The sequence below is a fragment of the Eubacterium sp. 3_1_31 genome (assembly GCF_964249515.1).
Lineage (GTDB): Bacteria > Bacillota_I > Bacilli_A > Erysipelotrichales > Erysipelotrichaceae > Longicatena > Longicatena caecimuris.
Genome location: NZ_CAXUBY010000015.1, coordinates 25,340 through 43,525, shown reverse-complemented (window position 1 = coordinate 43,525; position 18,186 = coordinate 25,340). Strand labels below are relative to the sequence as shown.

Genomic DNA, 18,186 nt, shown 5'->3' with positions numbered 1-18,186 from the left:
TGTTAAGCGCTTCCAACTGCCTAATTTATACAATGGATATAACAAATTGTAAATAGGGTTGACAGTTTCTGTAAATTTGTTACTTTTTTTCTTATAGGATTCGTTTTAATTGCGTAATTTTGTTACGCAACCTACAATACATTCTGCTATTATACCAACATTCATGGTATAATATGAAAACGATCACGATACATATACATATTATGAAGAAAAGCGGAGGTCCCTATGAATTTATATGAGGAATTAAGAAAAAAAGATAGTTTCTCCAGTGTTGAAAAAGATGTAGCAGACTATATTGTAGAGAATGGGGAATCCATTTTGGATATGCCGATACAGCAGCTTGCAGCAAATACCTTTACTTCTACCACTACCATCATCCGCTTATGCAAAAAACTAGGCTTTAAAGGCTTTCGGGAGTTTAAGATTCGATATTCGAAAGATCTGTTATCATATATGAACAGAGATACTCATGTAGATGTCAATTCTCCCTTTTCAGAAGGCGATTCTGCTGCCAGCATTGCTCAAAAAATCGCTTTGCTGACAAAAGATACCATCGCCTCAACACAAGCTACTTTAGATATGGATATTTTGCATCAAGTGGTGCAGCAACTTTTGAAAGCACGTAATATTTTAGCTATTGGAGTCAGTGACAGTTTTGTCCGCATCATCGATTTCCAAAATAAAATGCTGAAGATCAACATGTTTGTTAAAATTTCATATCTTCAACCCGATCAAGCTTATTTATGCACCCATGCTACCAGTGAAGATGTGGCTTTGTTGATTTCTTATAGTGGCAGAACGGCTGAAGTTATCAATGAAGCACGTATCTTAAAACAAGGTTGTGTGAAAACCATTGCCATTACCTCGAATGCAGCAAGCCCTTTAGCCCAATTGTGTGATACATTGATCATGCTGCCAAATGAGGAAGATATTCAAATAGCGACCTATTCCTTTTCCTCACAGCTTGCAATCGAATATGTTTTAAATGTCATCTATTCTTGTATTTATAAATCAAATTATGAAAAAAACAAAGAGCATTTATATCACTCTCGTCAAAAATATCTACACTTGTAACAGCTATCTTTTTAATTATATGGAAAAGGTGATGAAACAAATCTTTCTCACATAATTGCTTAAAAATCCATCAGATAAGGTTTAAAATGCAAAAGAATATGCTATAATATTAACTGCGATTTAGCACGAAAGTATGTTTTGTTTTTAAAAAAGCCCTCTTGGTGGAATGGATATCACGCCACTCTCCTAAGAGTTTGTTCCACCTCTCGCCTTTCGCAAAAAGGCGGGAGGTGCGTAGAATAAAAATATCCACATATTGCTAAATGTCTCTGTACCTCAGCAGGATAGAGGGTCCGCCTCCTAAGGGCTAGTTGGAGCAATCGCCTTTTGATATGATAACCAGATAAATTTGAATAGATTTTTGAAAATGTCCCAGTACCTCAGCAGGATAGAGGGTCCGCCTCCTAAGGTTATGCTCTACCGGCCGCCTTACGATGAAAAGTGATTGTTACCATTTTTAATTGAATAGATGTCTCTGTAGCTCAGCAGGATAGAGCGTTCGCCTCCTAAGCGAAAGGCCGTGGGTTCGAATCCCGCCAGGGACGCCAGCAAACACGCCGAAAACCTTTGATTTATCAGGGTTTTCGGCTTTTCTTATTTCTGCGGCTTTTGTGGATTTTTTGCAAAAAACCTTGGTTTGCTAACATTTGCTAACGAGATTTGGCCTTTTGCTAAGAAAGGCGGTAAGTCAGAGGTTCGATTTTTACCAAAGGAACTTGCAAACATTTGTTAGCAGAAATTAGAGGAAGTTGCAAACAAAATCGCGAATTTGCTAACATCGCTCAAAAATGCTTTCAGAACCTTGCTAACAAAAAAAGTGTTTGGTCACTGTGCAAAGTGGTTCAAACGAAGAAAACCTCTCACAAAGTGAGAGGCGTTCTTCTGAGGGAGGGACTTTATAAAGCTTTTGCCAGCTGCTTGAGCAGTGCGGCAGTTTCGGGATTTTTAAGCAGTTCCAGTATCTTCGCTGCATCACTTTCAGTGACGGCAGTATCCGCAGTTTTAGGCTCTGTATCTTCAACAGGATCAGGAGTCTTGGATGAGTAAAATGCTTCCTCCAATCGCTGAGCGTTTATGCAGCGATCCTCGTCGATGATGTGAGAATAGACATCTGCAACCATTTTTACCTGAGCATGACCAGAGTCGCCCTGGACGGATTTCATATCGCCGCCATTGAGTTTCAGCTTGTAGGTGATGCTGGAGTGGCGGAGAGAATGGAATACAACATGAGGCAGTCCGTTTTCTTTGATAAGTTTATTGAAAGCACGGTTAATCACCTGGCTTTCCATCGGACGGCCATTGCTGGAGCAAAAGACCAGGTTATTGTCGATGTATTCGTCTCCAAACAGATCCATCAGCTCGTCGATTTCTTTTTTTCTCTCTACCAGCATATAGGCAACTGTTTTCGGCAGGTACACGCGGCGAATACTGGTTTTGGTTTTAGGCTCTTTCAGGACCAGAGCAGTATGGGTACTGGCTATGCAAGGTGGAAACTTCTTAATAACACCTTTGTCGCTCAAATCGTCCAATGCACCTCGTGTAACCCGTTGCAGCTCTTTGTTGACGAATATATAAGCTGAACCATTTTCTATGCTCTGTGGTGCAATATCAATGCAGTCCCAGGTAAGGCCCAGCATTTCGCCAATGCGTAAAGAGCAGGAAAACGCCAGATTTAAGGCAAGGGAGAGGATAGGATCATCACAGACTTCCATCGCCTTGCTCAGCGTTTCGGCAGTCCATATATCCCGTTCTTTATGTTCTTCTTTGGGAAGTGTCGCATTCAGGACAGGGTTACGGCTGATTAGTTCCCAACGCACCGCCTGATTAAAGGCACTGCGAAGTAGCTTGTGAATTTCTCTTACTGTATGCGGGGTCAGATATTCGCTTGTGGGTTTGCGGTTGTTGACGCTTACCGTTTTCACAGAGAGCAGATCACGGTAATACTTATCCATCATCCTTGGAGTGATGTCGGATAGTAACATATCTCCGATAATAGGAGTTATGTAGTTTCTCGCCAGACCACGGCGGCTTTCATATGTTGACATTGCCCAGGTATTTACACCATAGATGGACATATATTCATCGAGCAGATCGTTCAGGGTCTTTGCCGTAGGAATAAAGAAGGTTCCAGAGTCCTGCTCATACTCAATTTGCTTTTTTCGTTTTTTTGCTTCTGCATTTGTGCTGAAGGTTTCCCAACGCTGTCTGCGTTTTCCGTTTTCATCTGTGTAATCATACACCACAGAATATTTGCTTTTACGCTTCACGATAGATGCCATTTTCATTGCTCCTTTCTGAGATTTTCACATAATGAGTTTGCTTTTGATACCAGGCTTCAAAACTGCTGGTAATGATACGAATTCTTCGATCAATCAAGGTCGTCTCAAAATAGCCCCTTTTAACAAGGTCATAAGCTGTGCCAGATTTCAGCCCCAAAAGATCCGCCATTTCCGGAACTGACATCGTAGTATGCCTCCATTTCTCTCCGGGCGGTGTACCATCCACTTTTTTATAGTGGAACTGGCCGGCATACCAATCTTCAAAGCTATCCAGCATAACTCTCATTCGTCCGGCCACTTGAATTGTTTTGAAATAGTTCTTTTTAACCAACCAGTAGGATTCTACTTTACCAAGCCCAAGCATTTTGCCCATCTCTGGTACAGACATACTGGTCTTTACTCTTTGTTTTTGCATGGCTTTTGCCTCCTCTATAAAGTTTTTCTTGCTATGGCCTCATTGTAAGAGAAAGCAGAAAAAAAGTTAAGGATGTCGATTTGGAGATCGGCATCCTTGACAAATCATTCATCTGCGTGATCCAGCCAGTCATCAAAGCTCTTTTTGGAAATGCGGATATGACCGCCGACTCTGACGCTGTGGAATACACCCTGTTTTACCAGATTATATGCTGTGGGACGACTGATACCCAGAATGTCCTGAATCTCATCGACCGTATAGGTTCTTTTGTCATAGCTGACAGGATTTTGTTCATTAAAGCGGTTCAATTCCGCAATTCTTGCTTCAAACATAAAAACGCCTCCTTTATCCGGTAAGTGGCCTTACGGAGCCTCCATTTCCTCCGGAATATGAATATCTAAACTAACTTGCAGAGCATCATCAATCGCTCTCATTTCTTCGCGAGATACGCGCCCAATGTACGATAAAACACGCCTTTTATCAATCGTTTTAATTTGCTCCAGCAGAACAACAGATTTCAGTCCAAGCTCTGGAACGCTCTCCAGTGCATAGTGTGTGGGCAGCTCCTTTTTCTTAATCCATTTACTGGTGAGTGGAGCTACGATCAAAGTGGGGCAGAAAAAATTCCCCACATTGTTTTGAAGAACCAGGACAGGACGGGTGCCGCCTTGCTCTGATCCAAAATAAGGGTTCAAATTGGCATAATATAAATCCCCACGCTTATAAATCCAATCTTCTTTCATGTTCATCCTCCTATGTTTTGAGATTTGATTATGTAAGAAGGAGGCTCTGCAAATTACAGAGTCTCCTTCAATTTAGCGCCTGTTTTATCCCTTACTTGTCCACGACACCCCAGGGATTTGGGTAATCATTAAGCCGCAGGTGGCTGGCCTGCTTCTCAGGAGTTTCACCTCCACTTCGTTTGGTCTTACCCATGGCCTGCGACGGTTATTATCACGCTCGGACTATGGCTGTAAGAGAGCTTTCCTCCTTGTTATGCCATGACCGGATGCCATCCGATGTATTCCAGCCTGATATATTTCTGATAAACCGAAAACTCATCTATACAGCAAAAATGGGTTGGCCTGTTATGCGAGTGGCAGCTCTCAGAAAATATACCGCTGATGTAGCGGCTATTACGCCCAAAGAGGATCAAACTTAATGATTCGTATATGAGGTTGTCAAGGTGCAAGTGAAAGGATTTCCCTCTCACTTGCTACTGCCACTTTTTTTAGAAATCTATAACCAACTTTTTTATTTTTTCTTCAATTTTTTTCAGACGCTTATGAGCTGCGGGCTGACTAATGCCATATCTTTTGGCTAATTGCAGTGTACTTGGCTTTTCCATGCTGTAATAATCCAAGATAAAAGAGCGTTCTTTCTGACTCAGCTGCTGCAAGGCACGGTGCAGATCGGCCATAAGAAGATTACAAATTGCTTGTTCCGCAGTATCAACAGATTCATCCACAAACAAATCTGTATCCTGATAACCTTCCTCTGTGCCGTCACGATCTCCCACATGGGAAGCTGGGAATATAGAGCGGCTTTTCTCATGTTCTTGGAGATAGCGGCTGTGGCGGTCCTCCTGTTGGTATTTTTCAAAATCTTTGCGAGAACATTCCATGATAATGCGGTCATCTTCATCACGGAACATTTTGACTGTTTCAACAAAAAAGCGCCCAGTAAAGCAACCATTGCGGCGTGCCTTACTGAACGCTGAAAAACTGATTTCCTCCCATTCCTGTGGGCTGTTATTTTTCCAAATGAATACTCTCGTCATATCCTTTCCTCCGTTCAAATTCTTGGTAGTCAGCGAATTTGAACGGTGTCATGGATATTTTGCTATGTACGCCTCCCAGCGCATACCGGCCTCCTAATACCGGGCAAAGAAAAAGGCCGGAAGTGTTTTCACCTCCAGCCATGTTCCTGCCGCCATATTGCAGCAGGAATGAAAAAAGCCCGGTTAATGCCGGGCCTTATGTAGAAAAGTATTCAATTTAGCGCATTCCTGCCACTATAACAAGTATAGCAGGTCGGAAGTCGGAAGGGAGTAGGGATTAGGTCGGGGATTTGTCGGGATTTAGTCGGGATTTAGTCGGGGCAGCTCCTCCAGGACTTCTGGAATAGAATATCCAAACAAGCAAACAGAAAATAAATAGATGGCTTCTCGTTTTCGGTCATAAAAGACACTGCGCTCTATATTTAGTTCTTCCAGCAATTCTTTCTCTGTACTGTTGAACCGATAGATAAATTGCTTAGTCAAAATTTCATAGTAAAGTTCTCCTCGATCCGGATACCGTTTCAGACGAAGGAGTGCACGGTCAATAATATTGACTAGCATTTGATTTTGAACAAGGCAGCAAACTTTTTCTTCAAAGGCTTGCAGTTCAATATCTGGTGCAAAATTTTCAAGATAGCAGAGGCCAGACTCTATATCTTGTTCTCCCATAATCCAAGCAGTTTCTTGTAATTCTTCTGCCCGTTCACTCAGAACCCAGACTACATCACGGTAAATCTTTAGAATCAGCTTACTTCTATGAAACGCAGCGTCGCTGTTAAGCCCCAAAGCTGTTAGCCTGCTGTTACATTTTTGGATTGTTGTGCTTTCTTTTCTCATAGAACATCCCTCCTTGTTCGCAATATTGCGAACATATTAGGTACAAAATAGCATAGCAGAGGAGCGTGAGAGAGGGCAGTGCCTCTCTCTATTCCCCCATTTGGTTATATCAGGTTTCTGGATTTTAGACGAATCTGCATTGCTTGCTTGGAAACCTCAAAAATATTTGCCATTTCAGCAATGAGCTGTTCATCTGTCCGGCCTATTTTAAGCCGGTAAAAACATTTTTTGATCTGCGGTAAAGGCATCAGCAGAGCAGAAGCCAGAGTATCCGCCTGACGCTCAATTATGCCATGACTTTCGTCGGAAGAAACATTTCCGTTATAAGCAGCAACATCTCCAGTACCAGAGTACAACTTCTTATGTAGTACCCAATGAGCCAGCTCATGGGCACAGGTAAAACGGAGCCGCCCTAATTTTGACGGATCACAAAGCCGTTCATCAATTAAGATTGTACCGGCTCTTACTGCAATCATTCGATACTGTCTCTGTATCTGGTCATATAAGACAACAGCACCGTCATCGAAAATTGTTTCCCCTAATATCTTGGGGTTTTTTCTTAGTGTATGAAACTCCAGGATTAGATCAAACTTTGTCTCGATAATGGTTTCGATTGGCACAGGACATGGTTGCCCGGATAGCAGAGAGGGATCATATTCCATCAGGATTTTTCGCCCTACTGCCTCGATTGCTTCTGTACGGATTTGTGGAATTGACAAAGCTCTCCCCCCTATCGTTTACGCTCCTTTAGCATTTTCATAAATGTCTGCCATTCTTCATCGGTAGCATCTACTTCTTTTGCCACACGCAAGGCTGCCCGAACAATATCTTTTTCCATGATATAGTCTGGCAAATCAGCAGATACTGTATTGCGTGATTTTGCAGCCAGATCCAAAAGCAACTCATGTTCTGATTTATCCAAATTCAGAAAGGCAGAGATGCGTTCCACAAAATCTCCATTGGGTGCAGGACGGCGGCTTTGCTCAATATCACACAGATAACCGTAAGCAATATTCAAATGCTTGGCTGTATCGCGTAAATTGAATTTGTGCGCCTTGCGTTTCTCGGCTATAAATGATCCAAAAGTTATATTGCCCACAGCATTCACCTCTCATTTGTTCGACGAACTGCGAACATCTTGCTTATATTGTATATCGAACATCTGTTCACTTCAAGGATAAAAATTTCATTTGAAAAGAGGTGTTAAAAATCAATAACACCTCTTTTGCGCTATATAAATTCCTGAGCGATTTGCTGCATTTCCGTAATGCACTCTTTGGGAGAGAGAATTTTTATTTTCCCTTTGAATTTGAATATCCAGCCATAAAAAGTTCCACTGGGGTTCACTTCAATTTTGGCTGTGAAGTGTGTATCATCATACCTATCAACAGCAGCATCTTCTCCATAATGATCTATGATTACTCTCATCAATTCGTTTTCACATAGAAGGGTTACTTCCTTCGATGACTCCGATGTAAACATATCAACCATTTTATTTGTATAGGAGGCTACATCAAATCCCTCTATCGGCATAAAGCAAGTTTCAAGATTTTCTATGCTTGTTAGACGATCTACACGGAAGTGAGCAATTTTCTGATGCTTCAGAGAAAATCCAATCAAATAGTAATGGTCATTTTTCCATTCAAGCGCATAAGGATTTACGACATAATAATATCCATCATGCTTTAAGATTTTCTTTTTTTCCTGAGTGTATTCATAGTATTGGAACCGAATTTGCTGATGGTTTCCAATCGCTGTTTGGATATTATCAATGATATAGTAAACCTTTTCATTATGCGGTTTGACACGGCTGGATAAAGCAGCAAATTTTTGAAGTTGCTCTGCCTGATGTGTGCTGGTCAGACGGCATAATTTCTGTACTAGTTCCTCAGATTTCTTGGCAGAAATGATCTTCGAGGATGCTACTGCGTCTGTCAGCATTTTCAGTTCTGGATACTCAAACAGGCGGCTTCCCATAAAATATTGGTTTTGGGTACTCTTGACCACCACAATATCAATTCCTGCATCGATCAGTGCATTGGTATCCGCGTAAACAGTCTGCCGCACTGCCTGAATTCCTTTTCCATTCAGATGGGCAATGATGTCAGATACTGTGGCGGGATGGTTTTCATCGGTCTGCTCATAGAGAAACCGGAGTAATTCCAGTATCCGCATATTTGTTGAATTCTGCATACTTCACCTCCTCGATTTTTAAAATGGCCTATTTTGTATGATGTCCAGCCCCAAAGACCAGGAACAGGGCAACCGCACAGAGAAGCAGAACCATCCAATTCCGGTCTACGATCAGCTTGATCACCGCCACAAGCAGCATTCCGCCCACCAGGAGCACAACGCCGTTCATTCAACGCCCTCCCGCGGCATATTCGCCCATGTGGATGTCCAGCACCCCTCTGGGCGGCTGGATCAGGGCGTCCTCATACTGGCACTTCCACTGGATCTCCCGACACATCCGGCCATCCGCCACGCCGTCTATGGTTTCACCATCCTGAATGGGGTTATCATGTTCCAATATGTACGATGCCACATTGTAGGCGTGGTTTACCACCCAGTTGGGGTCCATGTCGTGGAAGTGGTACTGGAGGTCGGGCAGGAACAGGGTGCTCATGCCCACCGTGTCGATGAGCATATCCTCGGTGCCCTCAATGTTAAAGAAGCGGACATTGACGCCAAAGCGGATGAACCGATCCGAGCCTTCAATCTGGTGAGAACGCACATCCTCCGCCAGAAACAGTTTGCCGCAGTTCTGGAAATAGAATGCCTCACAGGTGGGGTACAGCTCCGCCAGAGCCTCCAAAAAGTCGGCATCCAGGTTGGCACGCTCCAGCGCCGGAAGCGCCGCGGCCAGCATATCGGTGGCTACCACCTGATATTTGCACTCCCGGAAGATCCGCTCCCGGTCCTCCTGGCAGTCCCACATCTGGCTCATCAGGAAGGCATCAAAGCCTTTGCCCTTGAACTTGTCGCATTTCATCACCATCAGCTGCACCGGGCATTTTCCGTCCTTGAACTCTGCAATATGCTCCTGTGCGGCAAAGCCGGCCATTTTCTTATCATAACAGAAGTATTCTGTTGATCCGATGTGCTTCTCCATTACGGCAGTCATTTTTTCTTTATCCGGCATTTCTACCGGCTCTTTGAACAGCATCTGAATGAGATAGGGACCTCCGGGTTGTGGGCCTTTTTTGTCATCCAGGTTTTGTTGGAAAAGTTGATTGCTCATTTGGCTTCCTCCTTCTTCTCCGGGAACAGTTTCCACCGAAACTCCAGCTCTTTCTGGACAAACTCTTTCGGCAGGCCGCGGGGGTTGGCGATGAGATACCATACCCGAAAGGTGCGCTTCTTCGGATCTGTTTCCTGCTGGTAGAGCTGATAGCCCGCCTCATCCTCCTGCGTCCACTGTCCTGTCTGCCGCTTGGCCTGCACAAAGGGTTCCACCACCTGGTCCAGTTCCTCTTTGGTGCGGCTTGAGGCCCAGGCGTGATCCACATCATTGGCGTGGGAGAGGTGGAACAACATCGAACCCATCCAGTTCTTTGCCTTGCACTCCGGCGTTCCGCGCAATTCTGCCTGACGGCGGTACTCCTCCATCTGCTCCGCCGTTCCGTACTGTTCCACCATCTGCTCATCCACATGGATGCACCAGCTGTAATCCTCTGGCTGGATAAAGGGGGCGCAGACCGGATGTAATGCCTCTGCTGGGTCCGTCTCAAAGCGGTCGATAAAGTCAAGGTAGTGGGCTTTGATCAGGGGCAGAAAGGTGTCCAGCAGCCCGGTGTTCAGCCGCAGGTCCTCTGTCAGCATCCGAAAGAATGAAACGCCTGTTGTCGGTTCTATTTTGAAAGAGTAGAGCCGGTCATCTCCCTGCTTTATGATACAGGTGAAGCCCACCTCCACATTTCCATGGCCGATTTCGTAGTCTATGTAGTTGTAGCGCCTCCGGTCAAACCAGATCTGATAGGTCAGCCCGTTTTTCATTTTCTTTTTGAAGTCGCCCTTTTTCAGACGCTTCCAGCCCTTTTCCTCCAGGCCCAGGCCGTTCCACAGGTAGTCCAGAAGTTCCTGAATTATATCTGCCGGCCGTTTTTGTTCCACGGTCTCCACCCCCTGACGAATTCTCTTTAATAGTCAAGCAGGATAGGCACCTGCTGCTCCTCGGCAAACCGCATGGCCCGCCAGAACATGGAGAAGGCAAACTTGGCAAGGGATTGAGTGTCATACTGGGTGTGTTCCGGGATGTCTGCCTTGCTGTACTGTCCATCTGAGTCTACGGTTCCGTCTACCGGGTATCCCTCCGTGTCTGCCCAGCCAAGGATAGTGTCCTCATCGGCCTGCCACGCCAGCTGGTTCAGCTTTTCCAGCTCCTTCCGCAGTCCGCCCAAGGTGGCGATAGCGGCGGTGTCATCGGTAGGCAAGGACCCTTGGAACAGAAAGCTGTCAGAAAGAGGGAGCCACCAGGTAGCCCCACGAAACAGGGACCACACCCGCTCCTCATCTGATGCAAGGCGGGCGACCAGAGGATGCTCCCCGAAGATCCAGTCCTTCTCCACGGTGGAAGGCACCGGTTCCTCGTATGTACGACAGGCGGCCACCAGCAGCATAGCGCCGAAGGCATCCCAATCCGGCTTGTCGGTGTAATAAGGTTTCTCATTATCTTCAAGCCAGGGAGCGTAGGGGGGCTGGCCCGGCTGAGAAATGGCGCTCAAGATCTGATCCCGCCAGTTCTCCACCGCCGCCTGGACCTCAGCCGGGGACATTTCTTCCTCGTTATCAGCAGGTTCCCCGTCCGGGGTGATGCGGTTGAAAGAGTATCCGTTTTCCTCCGCCCACTGCTGCACAACAGTTTTCCAGTTGTGAGAATAGTACCGGGTCAGCGTCCCGGCGTAGATGTCAAGTCCCATAGTAATGTCTCCTTTTCAATCAAAATCCATCCAGACCAGGTGTTTTCCGCAGTGGAGGCACTGGAACAGATAGCATTGCAGATGCCCGCCATTGACAGATTCCCGGATCATTTCTTTTTGCTCATCGTCCCACATCGGGTCGTCCAGCACCTCCTCCAGCACACCCAGTGCCCGCAGTTCTCTGGCTCCCACATTACCCAAATAGGCGCAATAGTCACCACAATGGGCGCGCCAGTATTCCTGCTGCCAGCCGGAGTAGCCTGGGGTGCGGTGGATCAGCTCGTCCAGCTTCTCCGGATCGTCTACACCATCGTCCACAGAGAAATCATCTTGAAAACTACCGTCATATTTCCGGGCTGCTTCGCCGTTGGCGATGCACTCTGGGCACAGATATGCAATATCCTCCACTGAAAAGAACGGATTGGTATAGAAAATATGGGTCGTCTTGCCACAGCAGTCGCAGACAACGCCGTCTGCGGATTCCTCAAAAGCCCCAGTTTCCAGAGGGTTTGGGTGATACCGGAAGGCGGGCAGGCCCAGCTGGGCCTGCCGTTCCTTCTCTTTCTGCTTTTCCTCCGGCGTTTTGGGCTTGGGGAGAGCATAATGATTGCCCCAGTTTTCCGCATAGTCCTTCAGCGTGCCCAGCCGCTTGAGGGTCTTTTTATCGGAACGATTTCCGATTTGGCAGAGCAGTTCATAGGCATCCTTCTTGAAGTCCAGTAGATCATACACATCCACCAGCACTTCCTTGGCCTGCTGATCCTCACTCTGCTCAAGTTCTTCCTTGAAGGTATATAGAGCGCGGACACTGTCCGGACCTTCATTTGTCGCAACAAACTGTTTTTTTAGTTCGATATAGGTTTTTTGATATTCTGTCATTGGTCGCACCTCCCATCAATCCCACCAGAAATACCAGACGGTGGACTGCCACAGGACAGCTGCCAAGGAGCCAATGCTTCCATCCTCATTCTGATCCAGATCTGGGCAGAAACCATATTGCTCCACAGCCACCTCCATAGCTCTTTCCTTGGAAATCGGAGTTGGAAGTTCAAACTCCAATTCATCGTGGCTCATGGCGGCAGGCACCGCGTCATACTGCTCGAACCAGTATTTCGCCACTGCCATCAGGTCCGGTGTGTCGGGACACTCATTCCAATTTCCAAAGGGCAGGTAGGCGAAGATCTCCCAGGGGTTCTTTACCGGAATTTTAGCCAGAATGAGCGGATATGTCATTCCGGTATCATCGTTCCAATAGTTTGCGAAGCGGTCGTTGGGTTCTCCGCCCTCCATCTCGCCCAGGACTTCCTCATCCCAGTCCAGATCATCGTCCTCGGCTTCTTCCTTGCGCTGACCGGTCAATTCCTCCAAAATCGCCTTTCCGTCCTTGATGGGAGCGGAGAGCATCTTCTTTCGATACTCCTCCACGGTTTTGAGGTCAAATTCATAGAAGTCCGCATCATGCTCCGGGTCAGCGTTCATCACCAGACACTCCAACTGCGTTTCATCATCCGCCTGGATAAGTACGGGAACAAAGCCCTCCCGTACCCCCAGCCGCCGGGCGTAGCTGTATGCTGACATGATGGGATCATCATCTGCCATAGACGGGAAATAGGTACACTCACAGTCCAGATACTCCATAATGGCCTGCGCCACCTCGGAAGGCTCCAGCGTATCCTCGTCAAAGTCCTGTCCCTGCCAGTTGGTGAAGCGTTCCTCAATTACCTCTGCCATAGCCTGATAGTAGTCCTCGTCAAAGGGGATGAATAAGTATGCCTCCTGTTGAAATTCATTGGAGTGGTATCGGGACGGACCAAAATATTTCAGGGCATAGTCATCAATGTCGGCAGGATAATAGGGCGCATCAATTTCTCCATAGTAATAATGGGCAAAGGCACGGCCTTTCTGATTGAACAGAGCCGAGAATAGACAGCCGAACAGCTCCTCCCGGATGAATGTTCGTAGGTCTGTGTTGCCTGGATCGGCTTTGACCTGATTTACCACTTCGCCATGCTCCGCCAGGAATTTCCCGCCCATCAAGTCATGCTCCATGCACCAGCGCAAATAAATCGCCATGTGATTGTAGGCGTTGATGGGGTCAATGGGAAGCTCTTTTTCCTCAATGCTCTCAATATGATAGGAAACATCATCCATTCCTATGCTGTCATCGTCAGTCTCTGGCTCTACTTCTGTGGGCTCATAGGAGATTTTCAGAGTCATCTGCTCCTCCGGCAGAGAGACACCGGGGCTGCGGGTGATGGTGTGCTTATCATCCGCAGAAAAACCGATGGTTTCGCCGTCTTGCAGCGTCACATCACACGCCAGCACATAGGAGGCAAGGCTGGCCAAAAAGTCCCGCAGATCCTCCGGCTCGGCGTCAGTGTTCAGCACTTCCATTTCCTCCTTGCCGAACACATCCATGCCGTAGGTGTAGCCGTTTAGGCCCCCCTCGCTCCGGTACAGGCCGAACCAGACCCAGTTGAAGATGGGCAGCTCGTCCTCTTTTATCATATCGGCAAGGCCCTCATAGAAACGAGGCTCAAATACCACGCCGCTGGTGTAGACACCGGTGGCGTATTTCTGCTTGCAGCACACTGCCATCGCCTTGGTGAACAGCTTACCGCGTTCCAGCAGTTTTTCCTCCTCGCCCAACACAGCCACCATGATATGGGCCTTGTGCGCTTTGGTCACTTCTACGGCCTCTGGCCACATATAGTTGTTTTCGGCGTTGATCTCAGCTTCATTGTCCGGGATGTGACCGTGGAAGAGTGTCACGATCAGCATCATTCCGCCGACCCGCATTACCACAGCGTCATCGCTGTTCTCATCGTCTTCGTCGCCCTCATCCGGCTCCTCATCTACGATGCCCCATTCTTCCCGTAGATCCCGAATCAACTGCTCCTTGTCCCACTCTACTTTGGAGAGGAGCACAGACCCGGCAAAGGAGCCCTTATGGTCGGTTTCTTCCTCGTCAGCATCAACATCTTCGTTAAGATCCTCTACATCTTCATCCGGATCATAGAGGGATTCATGCTCCAGTCCGCGGATAAATTCCTCAAAGCTATCTGCCAGATGGGTGATTTTATAGTCATTTTCCTGATCCACATGGACTACCGCAGGCTCTCCCTGGGGACCGCAAGCCCGGTAGTCCAGGAAAATCATATCGTGTCCGGCGCTTGGACAGTCGCAGATGGCCACGCCGATGGCAGGATACTCCCACTCATCGATCATAAACTGACTGCCCATCTCTCCACAGAGGGAGCAGTTCTTTTCCCGTCCGATTCCGAAAATGCCGGTGATGGCCACATGATCATCTGCCCAACAGGTAGGCTCATCGCAGGGATAGCAGGTGTTCATCGGAATGCCACCGTTGTGCTGCTTCATCAGCCAGATATAGGCGGCGGGCAGCTTGTAGCCCAGTTCCTCCTCCACGCTGGCAATCAGCTCATCGGAAGGCGGATCACTGACATATTCTTTCAGTGCATACCAATTATCATCCCAGAAGTTGGTGAGGTCGAAACCCTCAAATGGGGTATCACCGGGCACGAATTTGGCCTTCTTCTTCCGGCTGCGCTGGCGTTTCCGGATCTCCGCCTTACACTCCCGAATTACCGCCGGGGCATTTTCATCCTCCGGGTCCAGCTCTGCCCACCGCTGGGCGTAGGGAATGGCCTTTTCCTCCTGACCATAGAGATACTGATAGCCGTAGGCCATCCGCATATTCCACTCCGCCTTGTCCTGACCTTCCTCCCGGACGGACTCCAGCACCTCAATGGCCCTCTGGAGGGCTTTGTCTCCCTTGAATTTCAAAGTACCCTCATCATGGTCCCCGATGATGGCGTAGTTCTCCAGCGCCCGTGCCAGGGCGTAGGCGGTGCGATAGTTCCTCCAGTCCTCTGGGATGGCATTGAGTGCCTGGATGCAGCGGGTGTACTCGTCCTCGTCGTTCCACTGCTCCAGCTGAGCGAAGAATGCTTCGGCGTCCTGTTGGGTATAAGGAATATAGTCCATGCCCGTAAGCGTTTCATCCAACTCGTCATCCTGATTTTCAGTTTCTGTCCCATCATCTTGTTGCTTTAGAGGTACAGAACCGGCTTCACGGCGGAAGGTGTGGAAGATGGCCCATGGGATATCCGTGCCTTCAAAGAACTCTTTCGCCATGTTCAGCGCCTCTCGGATGTCCCAGGCGATGAAGTCCACATAGCCACAGTAGAGGCCGGTAGCCCCGCCGGTGAGAGTGAGCACTTCCGAACCATCCCCGCCGGTGAGCACTTCCTCCAGTTTGTCCCGGAAGTCGAAAATTTTCTGACTGCCTTCCTCCTCCCGCAGGGTATCCAGGGGATAGCAGAAGAAGCCCGCCACCGCGCCGTCGGCATGGAGATCGTCCATAAAATCATTGTCGGCATTCAGATAGCCGTTGATGAGCGGCACACAGCAGGTGGAACCGGCCATTACATCCAGCCGCCAATCGGCGTCCGGGTCCTGTTTGGGTTCCATTTTGTAACCAAGGTAGCTCTCCAGATAGGCTTCCGGGTCGGTGGAGAGCTCCAGGCCCTGCTCCCGCAGTTTGTCGGGCAGCTGGGACAGGAGGAAGGACGGCTCTGCCTTGGGTTCCTCCAGCACATCAAAGCTGTCTATGTATCTCATGTGGGAGATCTCGCCCAGCACTTGGTCGGTGAGGGTAGTGAGCATCCACCAGGCCCGGCCTTCTTCCTCTTGAAGCTTAGGCAGCAGCTTTTCACAGTAAGCGGAGATGGCAAAGCTGTTTTCACCCTGTTCCTCCAGCCAGATCTGCACATCATCCCCGGAAATCTCCCAGCCATCATTGGTTCGCAGACCGATGTTTTGAACAGGTTGACGGCCCACCAGGATGTTCCAGTGCTCCAGCACCTCCTTTGGGGCGTGTTTCTGGAAGTAGACCAGCTCAAACAGCTTGACCTTATTACCCTCCGGGGTGAGGATCAGTTCATGCTTTTCGCCGCCCACGCCCAGCTCAAAGGAGATTTCATCAAAGGCCAGATTCAGGGTTTCCTCCATTTGGGCCACGAGTTCTGCACCGCGGGTGTGATCCTTGTCGTCATCCATCATCTGGCGCAATTCTGCTTCCATCTCGGCAAAGGTTTCCCACCAGTTCTCTGTCCGATCCCGGAAGCACTCCCAGAACTGCGGCAGAGAAATACCCTGCTTGCACCGGTCGATAAACTCTTTGGTGTCATCGTCACCAGGGCGGACTTCCAATGCCTTTTCAAAATATCGCAGAGCCCGGCCCTCCTGATCCAGATAAAAGTAGGAGTAACCCATGCGGAAGTTCCAGTAATAATCGTCCTCGAAGTATTCCTCATGGGGCTTTAGCAGAGCGAGGGCCTTTTTGAGCATTTCTTTGCAAGTTGGCTTATGTGGGTCTGCCAGATTGTTATAGGCACGGGCTAACTCACTGTCCATCTCAGGGGTACGCTCCTCGGCGGGGATGGCCTCCAGCGCATCAATAATTTTATGTTGTTTGCTCTCCTCATGCCACTTCTGGCACTGCTTCAAAATGTCCATATCAGGGTCCTCCTCGTCCTCATCCGGTTTCCAGTCTTTGATCTGCTGGAACACACCGTTCTCATCCCGCTCAAAGGCGCAGGGGGCGGGGGTGTTCAGCAGAGAAATGATGTCGGGATCGTCGTTGCAAATTGTGTTCAGCTTGTAAATCCCGGCATTGTTGGGGTCGTCCATGTACTCATCGCTCTCGTCACCGGCAGTGAAGCGCCAGCCGCTGTCCCAGTTACCGTCTGGAATCTCACGATAGCAGTAACCCACCTTGCGGCCCTCCACCGTGATGCGGTTGGTGGCGATACAGCCATCGGCACCCTCCCAGTCAGCAAGCAGATGTTTCACATCCTCCGCTTTCACCTGGTAGTTGCGGTTGCGGCCAGCGGCCTCGTACAGTTCCTTCCGCAGCGCCTCCACATGATGTGCCATCTCCTGAATCTCCTCGTCGTCCATCATTTCATGGAGGTCATAGGTCAGGGGGGATTGGGCAAAGTCCGCCAGGGCCTTGTTCATGGCGTCATGCTCCTCTGGCGTAGCAGTGATGCGGATACGGCGGGCGGGGGTGTTGTACTCGTCCAGATCCTGAAGGTTTACACTGCCACTGACGCTGCACTCCAGCAGGATGGCGGCCAGGTCGGTGACCACATCAATGGCGAAGTGAAAGTCCATCTCCACACCATCGGAATGTGTAAACTCCAGGTACTCCACGGTTTGGCGAAAGTCCCAGTTCTGCTTGTCCAGACCGATCTTGGAGAAAATCTCGCTGAGGGGGATCTCCTCCTTTTTCTGATCCTCTAAAAATGCCACAAGGTTCAGACTGTCATCGGAACCGCCAATAAAGTTGCCCCAGTATTTTTTGATATACATTTGTCGTGCCTCCTGTTCTGAATCCAGTCGATCAATGAGCTGATTCAAGTGTTCCAACCACGCAGGAGCGATCTCACCGCTATCCTCGTTCTTCCAAAGATCCATAATCTCACGGATGCCGTCCTCGTCCGGCACCTCGTTTTTGATGTCGGTGAGCTGCCGCAGCAGGAAAGCAAGTGCTTCTTTGGATGCTGTGAAACCGGTGACTTTATCCCATATAGCTTCTTCATGATCGTAGTCCAGCTTGCCGTTATCCTTCCATTGAAAATACAGCTCCGCCAGAGCCATCGCAGTATTGTCAAAGAGAAAGTCGATTTGTGAGAAGTCAGATCCCAGCATGACTTCCTCTTTCATCAGTTCAATCATCTCGCCCAGATCCATTACCGGATGCTCCGGTACATATTCATTTTTGAGGATGTCCAGTACATCCAGCCCTTCGTCACGCTCTAATGCTTTTATGCCCCATACTCCCATGTCGGCACC

Annotated in this window: 17 protein-coding genes and 1 tRNA gene; 2 read left to right on the top strand and 16 right to left on the bottom strand. The window is 48.3% G+C overall.

Translation table 11 applies throughout. From position 1 onward, the window contains the following. Positions 1-225: 225 nt before the first annotated feature. Together ACESSZ_RS07950 and ACESSZ_RS07945 are read left to right on the top strand one after the other, a co-directional pair. Entirely contained in the window at positions 226-1,074 is an 849-nt protein-coding gene (locus ACESSZ_RS07950) for a MurR/RpiR family transcriptional regulator (protein WP_119983269.1), read from the top strand. A 471-nt stretch (positions 1,075-1,545) separates the two neighbouring features. Beyond that, a tRNA-Arg gene (locus ACESSZ_RS07945) sits at positions 1,546-1,622 on the top strand. Positions 1,623-1,970: 348 nt separating this feature from the next. Here the strand turns inward: ACESSZ_RS07945 and ACESSZ_RS07940 are convergent. The 16 genes from ACESSZ_RS07940 to ACESSZ_RS07865 all read right to left on the bottom strand — a co-directional run bounded on the left by ACESSZ_RS07940 (position 1,971) and on the right by ACESSZ_RS07865 (position 18,177). Further along, positions 1,971-3,353, bottom strand: a complete 1,383-nt coding sequence (locus ACESSZ_RS07940; RefSeq protein ID WP_002569112.1) for a tyrosine-type recombinase/integrase — start codon at positions 3,351-3,353, stop codon at positions 1,971-1,973. Continuing rightward, complete coding sequence (locus tag ACESSZ_RS07935; RefSeq protein WP_002569113.1) at positions 3,331-3,768, bottom strand: helix-turn-helix domain-containing protein; 438 nt, start codon at positions 3,766-3,768, stop codon at positions 3,331-3,333. Before ACESSZ_RS07935 ends, ACESSZ_RS07940 begins: the two co-directional genes overlap by 23 nt. Positions 3,769-3,872: 104 nt before the next feature. Then, positions 3,873-4,100 (bottom strand): helix-turn-helix domain-containing protein, encoded by a 228-nt coding sequence (locus tag ACESSZ_RS07930; RefSeq protein WP_002569114.1) that lies wholly within the window; start codon positions 4,098-4,100, stop codon positions 3,873-3,875. Positions 4,101-4,130: 30 nt separating this feature from the next. Then, positions 4,131-4,511 carry a type II toxin-antitoxin system PemK/MazF family toxin gene (locus ACESSZ_RS07925; RefSeq protein ID WP_002569115.1) on the bottom strand — a complete coding sequence of 127 codons (381 nt, stop codon included), beginning with the start codon at positions 4,509-4,511 and terminating at the stop codon, positions 4,131-4,133. 488 nt (positions 4,512-4,999) lie between these two features. Continuing rightward, positions 5,000-5,548: a sigma-70 family RNA polymerase sigma factor gene (locus tag ACESSZ_RS07920; RefSeq protein WP_002569116.1), complete on the bottom strand. Its 549-nt coding sequence runs from the start codon at positions 5,546-5,548 to the stop codon at positions 5,000-5,002. After that, entirely contained in the window at positions 5,520-5,690 is a 171-nt protein-coding gene (locus ACESSZ_RS07915) for a hypothetical protein (protein WP_006059622.1), read from the bottom strand. The genes ACESSZ_RS07920 and ACESSZ_RS07915 overlap by 29 nt, the downstream gene beginning before the upstream one ends. 158 nt (positions 5,691-5,848) lie before the next feature. Then, positions 5,849-6,385, bottom strand: a complete 537-nt coding sequence (locus ACESSZ_RS07910) for a hypothetical protein (protein ID WP_002592913.1) — start codon at positions 6,383-6,385, stop codon at positions 5,849-5,851. Between the two features lie 104 nt (positions 6,386-6,489). Beyond that, positions 6,490-7,047, bottom strand: a complete 558-nt coding sequence (locus ACESSZ_RS07905) for an ImmA/IrrE family metallo-endopeptidase (protein WP_006059621.1) — start codon at positions 7,045-7,047, stop codon at positions 6,490-6,492. 68 nt (positions 7,048-7,115) lie between these two features. Further along, positions 7,116-7,484, bottom strand: coding sequence for a helix-turn-helix domain-containing protein (locus tag ACESSZ_RS07900; protein ID WP_002569119.1), 369 nt, complete (start codon positions 7,482-7,484; stop codon positions 7,116-7,118). Positions 7,485-7,615: 131 nt separating this feature from the next. Further along, complete coding sequence (locus tag ACESSZ_RS07895) at positions 7,616-8,578, bottom strand: helix-turn-helix transcriptional regulator (RefSeq protein ID WP_002569120.1); 963 nt, start codon at positions 8,576-8,578, stop codon at positions 7,616-7,618. Positions 8,579-8,606: 28 nt separating this feature from the next. After that, complete coding sequence (locus tag ACESSZ_RS07890; protein WP_002569121.1) at positions 8,607-8,747, bottom strand: hypothetical protein; 141 nt, start codon at positions 8,745-8,747, stop codon at positions 8,607-8,609. Then, positions 8,748-9,626 (bottom strand): DUF4261 domain-containing protein, encoded by an 879-nt coding sequence (locus ACESSZ_RS07885; RefSeq protein WP_499842734.1) that lies wholly within the window; start codon positions 9,624-9,626, stop codon positions 8,748-8,750. Next, positions 9,623-10,507 (bottom strand): spondin, encoded by an 885-nt coding sequence (locus ACESSZ_RS07880; RefSeq protein WP_499842733.1) that lies wholly within the window; start codon positions 10,505-10,507, stop codon positions 9,623-9,625. The genes ACESSZ_RS07885 and ACESSZ_RS07880 overlap by 4 nt, the downstream gene beginning before the upstream one ends. A gap of 17 nt (positions 10,508-10,524) precedes the next feature. After that, on the bottom strand, positions 10,525-11,304 hold the full coding sequence (locus tag ACESSZ_RS07875; RefSeq protein WP_002576912.1) for a hypothetical protein: 780 nt from the start codon (positions 11,302-11,304) through the stop codon (positions 10,525-10,527). A gap of 15 nt (positions 11,305-11,319) precedes the next feature. Next, positions 11,320-12,183, bottom strand: coding sequence for a CbrC family protein (locus ACESSZ_RS07870; protein ID WP_007862360.1), 864 nt, complete (start codon positions 12,181-12,183; stop codon positions 11,320-11,322). Positions 12,184-12,198: 15 nt separating this feature from the next. Continuing rightward, positions 12,199-18,177, bottom strand: a complete 5,979-nt coding sequence (locus tag ACESSZ_RS07865) for an immunity protein Imm33 domain-containing protein (protein ID WP_499842732.1) — start codon at positions 18,175-18,177, stop codon at positions 12,199-12,201. Between the last annotated feature and the right edge of the window lie 9 nt (positions 18,178-18,186).

Coding starts and splice junctions, on each gene's coding strand:
- ACESSZ_RS07950 (WP_119983269.1), top strand. CDS start 226: ATGAATTTATATGAGGAATTAAGAAAAAAAGATAGTTTCTCCAGTGTT.
- ACESSZ_RS07940 (WP_002569112.1), bottom strand. CDS start 3,353: ATGGCATCTATCGTGAAGCGTAAAAGCAAATATTCTGTGGTGTATGAT.
- ACESSZ_RS07935 (WP_002569113.1), bottom strand. CDS start 3,768: ATGCAAAAACAAAGAGTAAAGACCAGTATGTCTGTACCAGAGATGGGC.
- ACESSZ_RS07930 (WP_002569114.1), bottom strand. CDS start 4,100: ATGTTTGAAGCAAGAATTGCGGAATTGAACCGCTTTAATGAACAAAAT.
- ACESSZ_RS07925 (WP_002569115.1), bottom strand. CDS start 4,511: ATGAAAGAAGATTGGATTTATAAGCGTGGGGATTTATATTATGCCAAT.
- ACESSZ_RS07920 (WP_002569116.1), bottom strand. CDS start 5,548: ATGACGAGAGTATTCATTTGGAAAAATAACAGCCCACAGGAATGGGAG.
- ACESSZ_RS07915 (WP_006059622.1), bottom strand. CDS start 5,690: ATGGCTGGAGGTGAAAACACTTCCGGCCTTTTTCTTTGCCCGGTATTA.
- ACESSZ_RS07910 (WP_002592913.1), bottom strand. CDS start 6,385: ATGAGAAAAGAAAGCACAACAATCCAAAAATGTAACAGCAGGCTAACA.
- ACESSZ_RS07905 (WP_006059621.1), bottom strand. CDS start 7,047: ATGGAATATGATCCCTCTCTGCTATCCGGGCAACCATGTCCTGTGCCA.
- ACESSZ_RS07895 (WP_002569120.1), bottom strand. CDS start 8,578: ATGCAGAATTCAACAAATATGCGGATACTGGAATTACTCCGGTTTCTC.
- ACESSZ_RS07890 (WP_002569121.1), bottom strand. CDS start 8,747: ATGAACGGCGTTGTGCTCCTGGTGGGCGGAATGCTGCTTGTGGCGGTG.
- ACESSZ_RS07885 (WP_499842734.1), bottom strand. CDS start 9,626: ATGAGCAATCAACTTTTCCAACAAAACCTGGATGACAAAAAAGGCCCA.
- ACESSZ_RS07875 (WP_002576912.1), bottom strand. CDS start 11,304: ATGGGACTTGACATCTACGCCGGGACGCTGACCCGGTACTATTCTCAC.
- ACESSZ_RS07870 (WP_007862360.1), bottom strand. CDS start 12,183: ATGACAGAATATCAAAAAACCTATATCGAACTAAAAAAACAGTTTGTT.
- ACESSZ_RS07865 (WP_499842732.1), bottom strand. CDS start 18,177: ATGGGAGTATGGGGCATAAAAGCATTAGAGCGTGACGAAGGGCTGGAT.